The following is a 17,065-nucleotide window of genomic DNA, read 5'->3' on the forward strand; positions in this document are numbered from 1 at the left end:
TAGATGAAAGAGCCATCCGACTATATTAACATCAATAAAGCAACTTGGAATAACAAGACTGATGTTCACATCGCTTCCGAGTTTTATGATATGGAAGGTTTTCTGAAGGGAAAATCGACACTGAACGACATTGAGTTGGACTTACTTGGTGATGTTTCAAGGAAAAAAATATTGCATTTGCAATGTCACTTTGGTCAAGACACGATGTCGTTGGCGCGAATGGGTGCCAAAGTAACCGGCTTAGATTTATCAGACAAGGCTATTGACAGAGCCCGAGCATTAGCGCAAAAACTAAACCTTGACGTGACATTTGTTTGTTCCGATATTTATGATGCGCCGAATTTCATCACCGAAAAATTCGATCTTGTTTTCACGAGTTACGGCACCATTGGTTGGTTTCCCGATTTGGAGAAATGGGCGAAGGTTGTTTCGCATTTTTTAAAGCCTAACGGTAAATTCATCATGGCCGATTTTCACCCTGTGGTTTGGATGTTTGACAATGATTTTGAAACGGTTTTCTATAACTATTTTAATGTAGAACCAATCGTTGAAAACGAAACCGGAACTTACGCCGACCGCGAAGCCGAAATAGCCACTAAAACCATCACTTGGAACCATCCGATTTCGGAGATTTTGAACAGTTTAATTCAAAGTGGTTTAGAAATCAATTCGTTTGAAGAATATGATTATTCGCCGTACAATTGTTTCAACAAAACCGAAGAATTTGAAAAAGGAAAGTACAGAATCAAACACTTTGACAACAAAATTCCGATGGTGTATTCGATTTTGGCGTCGAAGAAATAATTACCTTTTGGAATATTCCTCCATTTTCAAATCATTGTCAAACGGACTCTTCGTAAATGGATAAATCGCTTGTTTCAAATAACCCTTCGGATAATTGGCTTCTAATAAACCGGTATCTTTGGGCCATTCTTCACCCGGCAAATAATAAGTTCCAAAAATTTTATCTATAAACGGAAAAACGGTTGCAAAGTTTTTCCCGTAATGCTCAGAATCTTTACAATGATGCCAATGGTGGTATTGTGGTGTGGCGAAAATATATTTTAAAAAACCAAAATTTATTCGAGTATTGGCATGAATCAATACCGCATGAATCGCCATAAATATTACATAAACACTAAAAGTTATAGTGGAAAACCCAAAAACGTAAAGCGGGATAAAAGCCATGGAACGGGTCACAAAAATATCTACAAAATGAGTTCTCGATCCGGCCAACCAATCCATATTCTCTGTAGAATGATGAATGGAATGGAAACGCCAAAGAAAATGATGACTATGAAAAAATCGATGGGTCCAATATTGGAACAAATCGGCAATAAAAAATGCCATGAACAATTCAATCAAAAAAGGCAAATTTTGAACCCAAGATTGCAAATCCGAAAGTCCCATCCAACCAAAAAACAATTTAGCCGGTTGTTGCGTGATTGCCCCGAAAAACTGAATTAACAAATGGCTAACCACAAAATAAACCAAATCGGTTCGCCATTCTTCATGAAAGGTTTTTTGTCCTTTACGTTTGGGAAAAACCATTTCTATCGGAATAAAAATAACCGCCATCAAAAGCAAATCTAACAATAACCAATCCAACCCTAAATGCCACTTGGTCGCTCCAACAGCCGATGGTGCCACATTAAATCCACCCAAAACAATGGCCAAAGTGCAAAAAATCAAACCTATTAAAGCAAACTTCTTTTGCTTACTTACTATAAAACTGATTAATCCGAAAAAGAAAGAAGCTATAATGGCAGAAGTAAGAAGAGTTTTCATTGACTCACCGGTATAAACCTCTCTGAATTCTGGGGTAGTCAACCATTCCGGGTATTTGAAACACAATACTCCCAAAAAGGATAATATCCCTAAAAAAATTGACGCATAACCACTGATAAATCCTTTTCCAAAATCAAGATTCTCTTTTACTTCCATATTGCATTGTGTTTTTTGCGAATATAGAAAAAGTTCATTTTGAATAAGGTTTATTTTATCAACAACTCATTATGGTTATCTTTGCCCAATATTTATCGCCATGCGAATAGACATCATTACCATATTACCCGATTTATTGCGCAGTCCGTTTGAAGGCTCAATTATGAAACGTGCCATCGAAAAAGGATTGGTGGAAGTGCATTTTCACAACCTGAGAGATTATACGACCAACAAGCAAAAAAGTGTTGATGATTACCAATTTGGCGGTGGTGCCGGAATGGTGATGATGATTCAACCGATAGACGATTGTATTACCCATTTGAAAAGCCAACGCGACTATGATGAAATCATTTATATGTCGCCCGACGGAGAAACTTTGAACCAAAAAATGGCCAATACCATGTCGATGTACGAGAATATTATTATTCTGTGCGGACATTACAAAGGCGTGGACCAACGCGTTCGCGATCATTTTATTACCAAAGAAATTTCCATCGGTGATTATGTACTTTCCGGTGGTGAAATTGGTGCCATTGTTTTTTGCGATGCGATTATCCGTTTGATTCCGGGTGTTTTAAGCGATGAAACTTCGGCCTTGACTGACAGTTTTCAAGACAACTTACTATCGGGACCGATATATACACGACCGGCAGATTACAAAGGTTGGAAAGTGCCTGAAGTATTGACCAGCGGTCATTTTGCCAAAATAGAAAAATGGCGGGAAGATATGGCGTACGAACATACCAAAAACAGGCGACCTGACTTACTTGAAGAGTAGAAAAAGTTATGAATTATGAGTTATGAGTTGTTAGACTAACCCATAATAATTTGACTTTTAATACTTTACACTCTTCAAAAATCATAAAAAAAATTCATAATTCATAATTCATAATTCGTAATTCTTTTCTATATTTGCCCCCACATTTGACCAACCTCTGGCGAAAACCGTGAATGTTGCTCAGATTTAAACCATAATAAGTATTAAAAATGGCAAATTTAGTAGATTTCGTTAACAACGAATTATCGACAAAAAAAGATTTCCCTGCGTTTGGTGCCGGTGACACTATCACTGTGTACTACGAAATTAAAGAGGGTGAAAAAACAAGAACTCAGTTTTTCAAAGGAGTTGTTATTCAAAGAAAAGGTGCCGGATTGACTGAAACTTTCACAATCCGCAAAATGTCAGGTGCTGTTGGTGTAGAGCGTATCTTCCCGGTAAACATGCCTGCATTGCAAAAAGTTGAAGTAAACCAAAGAGGTAAAGTGAGAAGAGCTCGTATCTACTACTTTAGAGAACTTACCGGTAAAAAAGCAAAAATCAAAGAAAGAAGAAGATAATACTTCGCTTTGTGCTCATAAAAAAAGTCCCGATTTTGTCGGGACTTTTTTTATTCCTGATAATTTAAATTCGATATTTTAGCAATTCAATATTTTTTTTCCCTTTAATTGTCGATTTGATAATTCAATCGATTTCGTAAAAGGTTCGCCTTGATTTCTTTATATTTGCATGCTTCAAAACAAACACTTTTGAGGCGATACAACACAAACAAACATTACGAATAAAACCCTTTACAATGACACAAAAAGCAAAAATCCACTATACTTTAACGGATGAAGCGCCAATGTTGGCCACGCATTCGTTTTTGCCTATAGTACAAGCCTTCACAGCTCCGGCTAATATTGATATTGAATTAAGAGACATTTCACTGGCCGGCAGAATATTAGCCAATTTTCCGAGTTATTTAAAAGAAGACCAAAAAGTAAGCGATGCTTTAGCCGAATTAGGCCAACTGGCTACAACGCCTGAAGCCAACATCATAAAACTACCCAACGTCTCCGCTTCTATTCCGCAGCTGACCGATGCTATTGCCGAATTACAAGCTCACGGTTACAACGTTCCGAATTATCCCGACAATCCAACAACCGACGAAGAAAAAGCCATTAAAGCTTCTTATGCCAAAGTATTGGGTTCAGCCGTAAATCCGGTTTTAAGAGAAGGTAACTCCGATCGTAGAGCACCAAAAGCTGTTAAAAACTACGCCAAAGCCAACCCACATTCTATGGGCGCTTGGTCTAAAGATTCTAAAACCAAAGTAGCTTTCATGACCGAAGGCGATTTCTACGGTACTGAAAAATCGGTTACGGTAGCCAATGCGGCTCAATTCAAAATAGAATTCGTCGGCAAAGACGGTTCGACCAAAGAATTAAAAGGCTTATCTGCTTTAAAAGCAGGCGAAGTAATCGATTCTTCGGTAATGAATTTAAAAGCCCTAAAAACTTTTGTCTCTCAAACTATTGAAGAAGCCAAAGCAGCAGGCGTTTTATTATCGGCACACTTAAAAGCCACGATGATGAAAGTGTCCGACCCGATTATTTTCGGCGCGATGGTGGAAGTGTATTTCAAAGATGTTTTTGCCCAATACGGTGACGTTTTCAAATCATTAGGCTACAAAGCCGATAATGGTTTAGGCGATTTATACGCCAAGATTGTCGGTCATCCTCAAGAGGCAGAAATCAAAACTGCTATTGAAACAGCTATCAACAATGGACCGGCTTTAGCCATGGTAAATTCTGATAAAGGAATTACCAACTTCCACGTACCTTCAGATGTTATCGTTGATGCTTCAATGCCGGCAATGATTCGTACTTCGGGTCAAATGTGGAACAAAGAAGGCAAAGCCCAAGATACTTTTGCTTTAATTCCGGATCGTTGTTATGCCGGACTTTACGTAGCCACTATCGAAGATTGTAAAACTAACGGCGCATTAGACCCAAGAACTATGGGTTCTGTTCCGAATGTGGGTTTAATGGCCCAAAAAGCAGAAGAGTACGGTTCACACGACAAAACTTTCCAAGCCGAAGCTGACGGAACCATTCGAGTTTTAGATGCTGATGGCAATGTATATATGGAACAAGCCGTTGAAACCGGAGACATTTTCAGAATGTGTCAAACCAAAGACGCTCCGATTCAAGACTGGGTTAAACTAGCCGTAAACAGAGCGCGTTTATCTGCCACACCGGCCATTTTCTGGTTGGATGAAAACAGAGCGCACGACAGAGAAATTATCAAAAAAGTAAATTTATATTTAAAAGACTACGATACCAACGGATTAGACATTCGCATCATGAATCCGATTGATGCTACCAAACTGACCTTAGACAGAATCCGCAAAGGATTAGACACGATTTCAGTGACCGGAAACGTATTGCGTGATTATTTAACCGATTTATTCCCGATTTTAGAAGTAGGAACTTCGGCCAAAATGTTGTCTATTGTTCCATTAATGAATGGCGGTGGTTTATTCGAAACCGGAGCCGGTGGTTCAGCCCCAAAACACATTGAGCAATTTATTGAAGAAGGCTATTTGCGTTGGGATTCTTTAGGCGAATTTTTAGCTCTTGGCGCTTCATTAGAACATTTGGCACAAACCCAAAACAACCCAAAATCGATGGTTTTAGCCGAAGCTTTAGATGTTGCCACCGAAAAATTCTTAGCCAACGATAAATCTCCCGCCCGTAAAGTCGGCCAAATTGACAACAGAGGTTCACACTTCTACTTGGCGATGTATTGGGCAGAAGCTTTAGCAGCTCAAACCAAAGATGCTGAATTACAAGCTAAGTTTACCCAAATTGCAGGAGAATTAAATGCTAACGAAGCTAAGATTAACGAGGAATTAATCGGCGCACAAGGAAAACCTCAGCAAATTGGCGGGTATTACCAACCCACAAAAGCATTGACCGACAAAGCCATGCGACCAAGCGAAACTTTCAATACTATTTTATCAAAATTGGTTTAATACAGATTTTAATTCCAATAAAAAAAGCGACCAAAACGGTCGCTTTTTTTTATTTCTGCTCTTCTAAAGTGCCGTCGTCTTTTAGGATGATCAATTTGGCTTTGACACCGGTAGTCAAGTTCCATTTGTTAGTGGTAATCATGCCTTTCTTTTGGTCGTAAATCACAAATTGAGCGGTATTTGGTCCGGATTCTCCTTGGTTTAAAGCTTCGATTTCTATTTTATTGATGCCTTCAGTCAAATCTAAATAAACCTCTTTATAGCTTACTTCAAGTAAAATAGCATCTACTGCGATTTTATCATTGAGCCAAATTCTAACCAAATCGCCATCGGGTGCTTCATGATCTCTACAGGCAATACTGATGATTTTGGTACCGGTTTTGAACTGTCCCAAAAAACTATCGCTTTTGAACTTTTCCAAAATTTCACCATCGCTGTTTTTCTGGTTCATTTTGTCAGTGTATTGTTTGGATGGATTTTCAAATTGCTCCTTCTCCATAATGCTTTTTTCCGCTTCTGGTTTTTTCTTGAGCAAGGAAACACCTTCCAAAAGTTTGTCTTTTTTATCAAAAATACTCGGATAAGTAAATGATTTAGAGGAAGTAGGCGCCACTTGACCGGAAGGATTACTCACCGGCGCAATTTTCAACGTCTTTTTAGGCGTTTCAAATTGTGAAAAACCTTTAAAAATAAAAACAAGTAAAAACAATAAAGTAAAACCCGACTTCATTATAACTGCTTTTTTGTGGTTTAAATTATCTATTAGCTGAAAATTATTATCTCTATTAACCAAACCTTAACAAATGATTAGGAGTGAAAAACCAATTTTATTAAGATTTTTGTACTAACAAACGTCAAATTTATGTCAAAAAATATTCTAACTTCCATATTTTTAATATTATTAACGTTTTCAGCCAATTCACAAGAGAAATTCACGCTCAGCGGATTGGTTTCTGATGGGAAAAATAAAGAGACGCTTATTGGGGTTTCGCTTTACATTGCTCAAACCAAAACCAGTCTTACAACAAATGAATATGGTTTTTATTCCATCACTTTACCCAAAGGCAATTATACATTATCTATTAGCTATGTGGGTTATCAAACCCTAGAGGAAACGATTGAACTTAACAAAGACATCAAAAAAAACTTTTTAATTACGGAAACCAGTCAACAACTCAAGGAAGTAGTCATTGTACAAAATAACAAACGCATAGATGTCAGAAAACCGGAAATGAGTGTCAACAAACTCACCATTCAGGAAATCAAGGAAATGCCGGTGATTTTTGGGGAAGTCGATGTGATTAAATCGATACTGACACTTCCCGGTGTGACCAATGCCGGCGAAGGACAATCGGGTTTTAATGTGCGCGGCGGCGGTGCTGATCAAAACTTAGTGTTATTAGACGAAGCCACTATCTACAACTCTTCTCACCTATTTGGTTTGTTCTCCGTTTTTAATCCGGATGCAATTAAAGATTTGAAACTGTACAAAGGTGGCATTCCCGCGAGATACGGTGGAAGATTATCCTCTATCTTAGACATTTACCAAAAAGAAGGTAACAAAAATGACTTTCACATGAACGGTGGTATCGGACTAATTTCAAGCCGCATTTTGGCCGAAGGACCAATTGTAAAAGACAAAGGTTCGTTTGTTTTTGCCGGAAGAGGTTCTTATGCACATCTGTTTTTGAAATTGTTTGACAATCCGAATTTGGCTTACTTCTATGATTTGAACACCAAACTAAGTTATTCCATCAACGAGAAAAACAACGTCTATCTTTCGGGCTATTTTGGCAGAGATGTGTTCCAACTGAACAACAGTTTTGTGAACACTTACGGGAATGCGGTGATTAATTTCCGCTGGAACCATTTGTTTTCGGATAAGCTGTTCTCCAACTTGTCACTCATTTATTCTGATTATTACTATGGCCTTCGATTGGATTTCATCGGGTTCAATTGGGACAGCGGTATCAAAAATTACAATTTCAAATACGATTTCAAACATTATTTAACCGACAAATTCAAACTGACTTACGGAGTACAATCCAATTATTATGACTTTAATCCGGGTAAAATTGAACCTACTGGTGAAGAATCAGGGATTAATCCCGACCAATTGGACAAAAAATATGCGTTGGAAAATGCCGTTTATTTAGATGCCGAACACCAAATTGCCAAGAATCTCTCGCTTTCTTACGGACTTCGATTCAGCAATTTTCTGCGATTGGGCCAACAGACATTGAATACTTATGCCGATAACCAACCGGTAACTTTTAATTCCGAATTTCAAATCTACGAAAGTGCTGAACCGACAGGAACAGTGAGTTACGGCAAGAATGAAACCATTGCTCAATTCAACAATCTTGAGCCGCGTTTTTCGATAGCTTATACTTTAAATGATGACCAATCTATCAAAGCAAGCTACAACCGAATGACCCAATATTTACATTTGATTTCAAATACACAATCGCCAACACCTTTAGACGTTTGGGCGCCAAGTGACCAATATTTGAAACCGCAGAATTTAGACCAATTTGCCTTGGGTTATTTCCGAAACTTTAATGACGATGTGTATTCCTTGGAAGTGGAAACCTTTTATAAAAAAATCAAAAACCGTGTAGATTATATCGACGGCGCTAATTTGATAGCGAATGAAGCCATTGAAAGAGTGGTTTTAAACGGCCAAGCCAGAGCTTACGGTTTGGAAGTTTTGTTCCGAAAAAACACCGGACAATTCAAAGGTTGGGTTTCTTATACTTTATCCAGAACGGAACAGCAAGTAGTGGGCAGAACACCTGAAGAAACCGGAATCAACAACGGAGATTGGTACCGAACCGGTTTTGACAAACTCCACAATCTAGCTATTGTTGGCAATTATAAATTAAATGAAAAATGGCGTTTCAGTTCCAATTTTATTTTACAAACCGGTCAACCGGTTACTTTCCCAACCGGTCAATATGAATACCAAGGCATCACGGTTCCAATTTTTAGTTCCAGAAACGAAAATAATTTACCGATGTACCATCGCTTAGATGTTTCAGCTACTTTGACGCCGCGAAAAAACAAAGGCAGAAAATGGCAAGCCGAATGGGTTTTTGGCATCTACAACATTTACAACCGACAAAACGCTGCTTCTATCACCTTCAGACAAAACCAAGAAACGGGTTCTAATGAAGCGCTTCGTTTGTCTATTTTCGGCTTCGTCCCGAGCGCTACTTATAACGTTAAATTTTAAACCATGAAAAAGATATATTATAGTTTATTCCTGATTTTACTTTCACTCAGTTCATGCGAAAAAGTCGTTGATGTTGACCTATCAACCTCTGCACCAAGATTGGTCATTGAAGCCTCAATTCAATGGCTAAACGGAACTTCGGGCAATGAACAAATCGTAAAACTTTCGACCACAACGGACTATTTCTCCAACGAAATTCCGCCGGTGACTGATGCTGTAGTTTATATTACCAATAGCGCCAATGAAGTCTTTAATTTCACCCAAGATACTGAACCGGGTATTTACAAATGCCTTAACTTTAATCCTGTAGTTAACGAAGATTACACCCTAACCGTCATTTACGAAGGTGAAACTTATACTTCTACCGAAAAACTTTTGAATACGCCAACCGTAACAAGAGTAGAACAAGATGATGAAGGCGGTATTTTGGGTAACGAAACTGAAGTAAAATTCTTTTTCAACGATTTGGTCAACGAAACCAATCATTATTTGGTAAGAATTGATGATCCGTACAAAGTCATCCCCGAATATGGTGTAATCGAAGACCGATTTTTTCAAAACAACGAAATGTTTGGTTTGTATTTCAGCGAAGATTTAAAACCCGGTGATACTTTGAAATTCACCTTAAACGGTGTGACCCTAAACTACTTTAATTATATGGATATTTTATTGGAGCAAACGGGAACCAACAGCATGGGACCATTTTCCACTCCAACAGCCTCTGTTAGAGGTAATATTGTCAATCAAACTAATTTTAACAATTTCGCCTTAGGCTATTTTCGCCTAAGTAAAACAGAGGTTTCGGAATACGTAATCCAGTAAATGAGCAGTGCGAAGTACGATTTACAAAGTAAGAAGTGTGAAGAGTTTTAGTTATTTTTACCACTTCTTACTTATAACTTTTAACTTTGTACTTATAAATGTCATCACACCACATTGTTCGCGACGACCAAGAACCGGCTTTAATCATTGCCAATGGCGAAATGTGTAGCCAAGAATTGTTAGGCCAATTGCTCGAATGGTCGCCACTAGTCATTGTACTCGATTCGGCTATTGAGCGTGTTTTGGAATTGGGGATTAAAGTCGATGTATTGTTAGGCGATTTTGACCGCGGTTTTGACTCGGAGTATTACAAAGAAAAACAATACCCGATTGAAATTGTGTACGCACCCAACCAAGACAAAACCGATTTGGAAAAAGCATTTGATTATTTAATCGAAAAAGGACACAAAGCGGCCAATGTGATTTGGGCTACCGGAAGACGAGCTGACCATACGATTACCAATTTGACCAACATCGTTGCTTATCGCAATCAATTAAAAGTCGTGATTCTCGACGATCATTCTAAAGTGTTTTTGTTGCCCAATACTTTTGAAAAATGGTACACGGCTAACACCATACTTTCCTTAATTCCGATTGGAAAAGTACGCGGGATTTCTACCCAAAATCTTTTTTATTCGTTGAACAATGAAGATTTAACCATTGGTTATCGAACCGGAAGCAGCAATCACGTTACCACAGACGGCATCGTCACCATTACCCACACCGAAGGCGATTTATTGCTGATGGAATGTTGGGACTAAAAATAACAGCCCTTGAAAACTCAAAATAGCTCAGAAAAAACAAGTTTGCATCCGAGAAATCCACACCGATTTCGGTATGATTTTGAAGCTTTAATAAAAGCTTGTCCGGAATTGCAAAACTTTGTACATATTAACGAACACAGCATAGAAACCATTGATTTCAGTAATCCGGAAGCGGTGAAAGCCTTGAACAAAGCTTTATTGATTTCAAACTACGACATTCAAAATTGGGATATTCCAACCCATTATCTTTGTCCGCCGATTCCCGGAAGAGCGGATTACATTCATTATATCGCTGATTTATTGGCCACTACCCACAACGGAATCATTCCCGAAGGCGAAAATGTGATTGGTTTAGACATTGGGATTGGTGCCAATTGTATTTACCCGATTATTGGAAGCAGTGCTTATGGTTGGAGTTTTTTGGGCACCGACATCGATGAAAAAGCACTTCAAAACTGCAAGAAAATCATCGCTGATAATCCGAAACTAATTGACGCTATCAGTCTGCAATTGCAAGTGGAGCCGAGATTTATTTTCAAAAATATCATTTTACCCGAAGACAAATTTGCCTTCACCATTTGCAATCCGCCGTTTCATAACTCAGCCGAAGAAGCGGCAAAAAGTGCGTTGCGAAAAGTGAATACTTTAAGTAATGTAAAAACTTCAAAAGCGACTTTAAACTTCGGTGGCCAAAATGCAGAATTGTGGTGCAGTGGTGGCGAAATTGGTTTTATCACCCAAATGATTTATGAAAGTGCCAAATATCCGCTACAATGTTTGTGGTTTACGACTTTGGTTTCCAAAAAAGACAATTTGAAAAGCATATACAAAACTCTGGGAAAAGTAGGCGCTGCTGATATCAAAACCATCGACATGGCGCAAGGCCAAAAGATAAGCCGAATTGTTGCTTGGACTTTTTTGACCAAAAAACAACAGCAAATATTTTAAAAGTACGAAGTACGAAGTGGGAAGTACGAAGTGGGAAGTACGAAGTGGGAAGTACGAAGTGGGAAGTACGAAGTGGGAAGTACGAAGTGGGAAGTAGAAATTTTAATTTTATATCTATGACGAATGATTTGAAACAAAGAACAAAAAAGTTTGCTTTGGATTGTTAGATTCTATGCTCACAATTACCAAAAACCAGAGAGTATAATGCCTATATCAATCAATTAATCAGAAGTTCAAGCTCAGTCGGAGCCAATTACAGAGCGTCACAACGGGCTAAATCATCTGCAGATTTTTTAAACAAACTCAAAATTGTTGAAGAAGAAATTGATGAAAGCGATTATTTTTTAGAGTTACTTTTTGAGGTTTGTCAAATGGAAAAGTTAAATTTAGAAGCTGTTTTTCAACCTTTAATGAAAGAGGCAAAAGAATTAACAGCCATTATTGTTTCGGCCATAAAAACAACAAAAAGTAATATTCAAACCAAATAAAACTTCGTACTTTGTACTTCTTAAATCGTACTTAAAATATGAAATTCCAAGTCGTATCCGAATACCAACCTACCGGCGATCAACCCCAAGCGATTGACAAACTCGTCAAAGGCATTGTTAGTGGTGAAAAATACCAAACCCTTTTGGGTGTAACCGGTTCGGGAAAGACATTTACCATGGCGAATGTGATTCAGGAAGTGGAGAAACCGACTTTGGTTTTGGCACACAATAAAACCCTGGCAGCTCAGTTGTACTCTGAGTTTAAGCAATTCTTCCCTAACAATTCGGTGCAGTATTTTGTATCGTATTACGACTATTACCAACCCGAAGCCTATATTCCCGTTACAGGTGTTTTTATTGAAAAAGATTTGTCTATCAATGACGAATTAGAGAAACTGCGTTTGAGCACTACTTCTGCCCTATTATCAGGGCGCAGAGATGTGTTAGTAGTCGCTTCGGTTTCGTGTTTGTACGGTATCGGAAATCCGGTGGAGTTTCAAAAGAATGTGATTTCGATTGACAAAGGCCAAGTCATTTCGCGCACCAAATTATTACATCGCTTGGTCCAAAGTTTATACTCAAGAACCGAAGTTGAATTTACACCGGGAACCTTCAGAATTAAAGGCGATACTGTGGAAATCTTCCCAAGTTATGCCGATGAACCTTTTCGCGTGCATTTCTTTGGCGACGAAATTGAAGACATTGAAGCCTTCGATGCCAAATCTTCTAAAGTCATCGAGCGCTACGAAAAACTCAACATTTATCCGGCCAATATGTTTGTGACTTCACCCGATGTGTTACAAGCAGCGATTTGGGATATCCAACAAGATTTGGTAAAACAAGTCGATTATTTTAAAGAAATCGGCAAACATCTTGAGGCCAAACGCTTGGAAGAACGCACCAATTTCGATTTAGAAATGATACGTGAATTGGGCTATTGCTCGGGAATTGAAAATTATTCGCGCTACTTAGACCGACGTCTTCCGGGCACGCGACCCTTCTGTTTGCTTGATTATTTTCCGGATGATTATTTGATGGTTGTCGATGAAAGTCACGTGACGATTTCTCAGGTTCACGCTATGTACGGTGGTGACCGAAGTCGCAAAGAGAATTTGGTGGAATACGGTTTCCGATTGCCCGCTGCTATGGACAACCGTCCGCTAAAGTTTGAGGAGTTTGAAAGCATGCAAAACCAAGTCGTTTATGTTTCGGCAACACCTGCTGATTATGAATTGCAAAAGTCCGAAGGGATTTATGTAGAGCAAGTCATTCGCCCAACGGGTTTATTGGACCCGATTATAGAAGTGCGGCCGAGTTTAAACCAAATTGACGATTTAATCGAAGAAATTCAGCAACGTTGTGAAGTCGATGAAAGGGTTTTGGTTACGACTTTAACCAAAAGAATGGCGGAAGAACTAACGAAATATTTGACCAAAGTTTCTATTCGATGTCGTTATATTCATTCGGATGTTGATACTTTGGAACGCGTAGAGATTATGCAGGATTTGCGCAAAGGTTTATTCGATGTGTTGATTGGCGTAAACTTACTCCGCGAAGGTTTAGATTTACCCGAAGTGTCATTGGTCGCGATTTTGGATGCCGATAAAGAAGGTTTCTTACGCAGTCATCGTTCCTTGACGCAAACTGTTGGTAGGGCTGCTCGAAATGTAAATGGAAAAGCGATTATGTATGCGGATAAAATCACTGCTTCAATGCAAAAAACCATAGACGAAACCAATTATCGTCGAGAAAAGCAAATCAATTACAATACTGAGCATAATTTGGTTCCCAAAGCTTTGAACAAAAGTTTGGGCAATGCCTTGAGCGGCAATTCGGTTTCGACGCAATATTACGAAGACAAAATCGCCAAAGCCGCCGAGCCGGAAAGTCTGTATCTATCCAAAGCGGAAATCGAAAAGAAAATTCGTGAAACCCGAAAAGCCATGGAAAAAGCGGCCAAAGAGTTAGATTTCATGCAAGCCGCCAAATACCGCGATGAAATTCAGGCGTTGCAAAGTAAACTATCAATAACATAAGAATTATGATAAAACAATTCTCTTTACTCCTCATTCTAATCGCCTGCAATATTTCCGCTCAGGAAACAACAAAGCCGGAAACCAAAAAGAAAAACACAATTTCTATTGAGTTTTATCAACCCATTCAAAATTCACTTAGGGAGTTTTATAATGATGATTGGTTATTGTCCACTTATCCAACCGAAAGGAACAATTATTCAAGAAATTCGTTTTCAAATGCTTTTGGAATTAGCTACGAAAGGACTAAAAATGATGTTGTTTTCCGGGCAAGATTGGGAATTACTATAAGAGAAATTAAGGAGCATCAGGATTTTGAGTACATCAACACTAATGAGAATACCAAAATAAATATAAATCAAAACTACCACTATAGCCAGAACCATATCAATGTTTTTGTAGGTATTGCGAAGCGCATCCATTTGGCCAATAATTTTGATTTTGACTTCGGAATTGACCTGGCTTCTGTTTATTATTTGGAAGGAAGTGGAGATTATGATTACGATTCTCATATAACAAACTTGATTGACAACAGCACCTTTTCCCATCAAATTATAACTGTTGAAGACAGGATTGGGAAGATTTATGGTTTTGGATTGGGTCCGGTTTTTAAACCACAATATGCCATTACTAAAAATTTAGTGGTTGCCGCTGAACTCCAGGTGTATTTTATGAAGACATTTACCAACGACAAATCGACCCGAGTTGAAACTTCAGACTATTATGTACCATCTCAAGACTATTCTGAACATACTAAATTATATGGTGATATAAATTATGACGTCAATCAGTGGAATTGGACAAAAGTATCTCCTCTCATCAGAATTGGATATCAATTTTAAAGCATAGCAATTCAAGTATTCTTGAAATATTTTTAGCAAAACCAAGCAGAAATTATTTAGGCTGAAGTTTTTTAGAATAAACAATATAGCTTAATCAATAACGAACTTAATGCCGCCGAATACCACGATGAAATTAAGAGTTTACAAGAAAGGATATAAAATACGACAGATACCGTATTTCAATACTTGTTGTTTTTTTTAACTTTGACTTACTAAAATGCTTAGTTATGAAACATTTATTATGCCTTACGCTTTTACTTTTTGTTACTTTTTCTAAGGCTCAAACCGGTATTCATACTCCAAGTGATTGGGTTCAGGATGCTTTCTTTAGCAAAGACGGAAACAAATGCCTGACTATTTCAACTGCGGAAACCATCTTGTGGGATATGGCATCAAAGAAACCAATATGGGTAAAAAAGACCGCTGATTTCGGAGTGCCTTATAAAATGTTATATTCTTTCTTTACCACAGCTGATCCCGATTTAAATTTTATTATTATCAGAGACAATACATCGGTTAGGAATTTAGTCGACTTAAATACATTTAAAGTTACGCGTTGGAATTACGACCATTGCCATTTCACTTCGGATGGAAGATTAGCTGTTTTGGACTATAATTTTGAAAAGAAGAATGCTAATAAACTTCTTTTAATTGACCCCAAAACTTTTCAATCAGAAGTCATTGTAGATAAAATAGGCTCTATGGACGTATATGAATCGGGCAAAAAAATACGTGTACTCAAAAAGAAAGGCGACATCTATGATTTTGCAAATGGTCGCACCTATGACGTAGAAACCAAAAAATTCTTTGAAGAAAGTCCGGGACCCATTGATAAGTTCCGCAAGATTTATTTTTATAAAAATGGTTACTACATTGTTTATCAACCCAATGAAATTTTGGTAAAAAAAGCCGACAATACTACATTCAAAATTAAAACTCATAATCCAAACGAAAATAATATTTCGTCGTTTTCACAAAGATTATGTCCAACTTACGACGATCCGGAAACCGTTAAAATGCTGGAGCATAAAAGAGTTCGTGACGGTTATTATTTAAGTTTCATAAATACCTACAACATAACAAACGGTCAGCTTACGGAGACTTTTGAGTTGACTAACACCACCGATAAAGCCAATCAAGTTGCCAAAGCCAATGAGTTACAAAAGAATAAAGTTTGGGCAGAAGAACAAAATAAACTGAACCTTCCTGAAAATGTGCTTAAAAGAAGATTGTTTCAACTGCAAGGCAATTTTTATTACAACACCAATACCAAAGGAATTTATTACGTCGTACCCGGAAAACCTATTTACGAAGGTGATTTAGTGATGATGGAGGCATTGCATGATGACCCAAAACAAAAAATGGAGGTTTATGAAAAGATAGATAATTTAGAAAATGCAGCGCTATACAAATATACAATGCGCCCAAAATCATGTACCTCTTGTAATGGCAAAGGCTATATTTCAAATTCTTATAAAAGAACAGTAGCCGATTATGAATATACCACGGGAAAAAAGCTTGTTGAAACAACAACTCGTACTAATTCTTGCGGTAATTGTGGTGGTTGCGGATTGGTGCCAAATTATTAATACCTAAAGCAACCTAAAAATATAGAAAAAATTTCAGGCCTTGCAACGCAAATTAGCCAATATTTCATGAAAAGCATTTTCACCCAAAAATCGGAAAACCCAACCCTGGAGCAACTTCAAGATGCTTTGGGTGACACCTATGTGTATTGGCAAACTTTTGCGGAGCATACCAAAAAATTATATCCTAATGCTACCGAAGAATGGTCTTTTGCCGGTGAAAAATTCGGTTGGAGTTTCAGAATTAAGGATAAAAAAAGAATCCTGATTTACTTATTGCCCCGAGATAAATTCTTCAAAGTCGCTTTTGTATTTGGCCAAAAAGCCACCGATGCCATCCTGCAAAGCAACATCTCCCAATCTATCAAAAACGAACTTCAAGCGGCCAAAGTTTATGCGGAAGGTCGAGGCATCCGAATCGACATTAAAGACTCAAAAACTAACGTAGACATCCTAAAATTGATTGCGATTAAAATAGATTTTTAATTTTTGGCCCAAAAACCAACTTTCGAGCATTTCCAGGCCTTCCCAGCCTTCAAACGAGCTTCGGACTCCCACAAACGAGCTTCGGACTCACGAAAAAAAGCTTCGGACTATTATGCTAAT

General features: G+C 38.0%; 15 protein-coding genes. 13 read left to right on the plus strand and 2 right to left on the minus strand.

Annotated elements, in window-relative coordinates; genetic code table 11:
* Window positions 1-3: 3 nt before the first annotated feature.
* On the plus strand, window positions 4-804 hold the full coding sequence (locus tag P7V56_RS12610) for a class I SAM-dependent methyltransferase (RefSeq protein WP_171223344.1): 801 nt from the start codon (window positions 4-6) through the stop codon (window positions 802-804).
* On the opposite strand, the gene P7V56_RS12615 is transcribed toward P7V56_RS12610, so the two are convergent.
* Window positions 805-1,944, minus strand: coding sequence for a sterol desaturase family protein (locus tag P7V56_RS12615; protein ID WP_171223343.1), 1,140 nt, complete (start codon window positions 1,942-1,944; stop codon window positions 805-807).
* 100 nt (window positions 1,945-2,044) lie between these two features.
* Here P7V56_RS12615 and trmD point away from each other — a divergent pair, with 100 nt between their 5' ends.
* The 3 genes from trmD to P7V56_RS12630 all read left to right on the plus strand — a co-directional run bounded on the left by trmD (window position 2,045) and on the right by P7V56_RS12630 (window position 5,741).
* Complete coding sequence (gene trmD / locus P7V56_RS12620; protein ID WP_171223342.1) at window positions 2,045-2,722, plus strand: tRNA (guanosine(37)-N1)-methyltransferase TrmD; 678 nt, start codon at window positions 2,045-2,047, stop codon at window positions 2,720-2,722.
* A gap of 209 nt (window positions 2,723-2,931) precedes the next feature.
* Window positions 2,932-3,282, plus strand: a complete 351-nt coding sequence (gene rplS, locus P7V56_RS12625) for a 50S ribosomal protein L19 (RefSeq protein WP_171223341.1) — start codon at window positions 2,932-2,934, stop codon at window positions 3,280-3,282.
* A 236-nt stretch (window positions 3,283-3,518) separates the two neighbouring features.
* A complete protein-coding gene (locus P7V56_RS12630; protein ID WP_171223340.1) occupies window positions 3,519-5,741 on the plus strand; it encodes an NADP-dependent isocitrate dehydrogenase in 2,223 nt (740 codons plus the stop codon).
* Between the two features lie 49 nt (window positions 5,742-5,790).
* Here P7V56_RS12630 and P7V56_RS12635 read toward each other — a convergent pair whose 3' ends face one another.
* The gene (locus P7V56_RS12635) at window positions 5,791-6,471 is read right to left on the minus strand and encodes a hypothetical protein (protein WP_171223339.1); all 681 of its coding nucleotides are present in this window, start codon (window positions 6,469-6,471) and stop codon (window positions 5,791-5,793) included.
* A 132-nt stretch (window positions 6,472-6,603) separates the two neighbouring features.
* Here P7V56_RS12635 and P7V56_RS12640 point away from each other — a divergent pair, with 132 nt between their 5' ends.
* The 9 genes from P7V56_RS12640 to P7V56_RS12680 all read left to right on the plus strand — a co-directional run bounded on the left by P7V56_RS12640 (window position 6,604) and on the right by P7V56_RS12680 (window position 16,945).
* On the plus strand, window positions 6,604-8,976 hold the full coding sequence (locus P7V56_RS12640; protein ID WP_171223338.1) for a TonB-dependent receptor: 2,373 nt from the start codon (window positions 6,604-6,606) through the stop codon (window positions 8,974-8,976).
* 3 nt (window positions 8,977-8,979) lie between these two features.
* Complete coding sequence (locus tag P7V56_RS12645; RefSeq protein ID WP_171223337.1) at window positions 8,980-9,798, plus strand: DUF4249 family protein; 819 nt, start codon at window positions 8,980-8,982, stop codon at window positions 9,796-9,798.
* A gap of 98 nt (window positions 9,799-9,896) precedes the next feature.
* Window positions 9,897-10,559, plus strand: a complete 663-nt coding sequence (locus P7V56_RS12650; RefSeq protein ID WP_171223336.1) for a thiamine diphosphokinase — start codon at window positions 9,897-9,899, stop codon at window positions 10,557-10,559.
* A gap of 12 nt (window positions 10,560-10,571) precedes the next feature.
* Window positions 10,572-11,510 (plus strand): 23S rRNA (adenine(1618)-N(6))-methyltransferase RlmF, encoded by a 939-nt coding sequence (gene rlmF / locus P7V56_RS12655; protein WP_171223335.1) that lies wholly within the window; start codon window positions 10,572-10,574, stop codon window positions 11,508-11,510.
* 167 nt (window positions 11,511-11,677) lie between these two features.
* Window positions 11,678-11,998, plus strand: a complete 321-nt coding sequence (locus P7V56_RS12660; RefSeq protein ID WP_304986263.1) for a four helix bundle protein — start codon at window positions 11,678-11,680, stop codon at window positions 11,996-11,998.
* A 38-nt stretch (window positions 11,999-12,036) separates the two neighbouring features.
* The gene (uvrB, locus tag P7V56_RS12665) at window positions 12,037-14,034 is read left to right on the plus strand and encodes an excinuclease ABC subunit UvrB (protein ID WP_171223334.1); all 1,998 of its coding nucleotides are present in this window, start codon (window positions 12,037-12,039) and stop codon (window positions 14,032-14,034) included.
* A gap of 5 nt (window positions 14,035-14,039) precedes the next feature.
* Window positions 14,040-14,873, plus strand: a complete 834-nt coding sequence (locus P7V56_RS12670; protein WP_171223333.1) for a hypothetical protein — start codon at window positions 14,040-14,042, stop codon at window positions 14,871-14,873.
* Window positions 14,874-15,100: 227 nt separating this feature from the next.
* Entirely contained in the window at window positions 15,101-16,462 is a 1,362-nt protein-coding gene (locus P7V56_RS12675; RefSeq protein WP_171223332.1) for a hypothetical protein, read from the plus strand.
* 66 nt (window positions 16,463-16,528) lie between these two features.
* Window positions 16,529-16,945, plus strand: coding sequence for a DUF3788 family protein (locus P7V56_RS12680; protein ID WP_171223331.1), 417 nt, complete (start codon window positions 16,529-16,531; stop codon window positions 16,943-16,945).
* Window positions 16,946-17,065: the final 120 nt, after the last annotated feature.

The sequence above is a fragment of the Flavobacterium sp. IMCC34852 genome, from assembly GCF_030643905.1.
GTDB classification, from domain to species: Bacteria; Bacteroidota; Bacteroidia; order Flavobacteriales; family Flavobacteriaceae; genus Flavobacterium; species Flavobacterium rivulicola.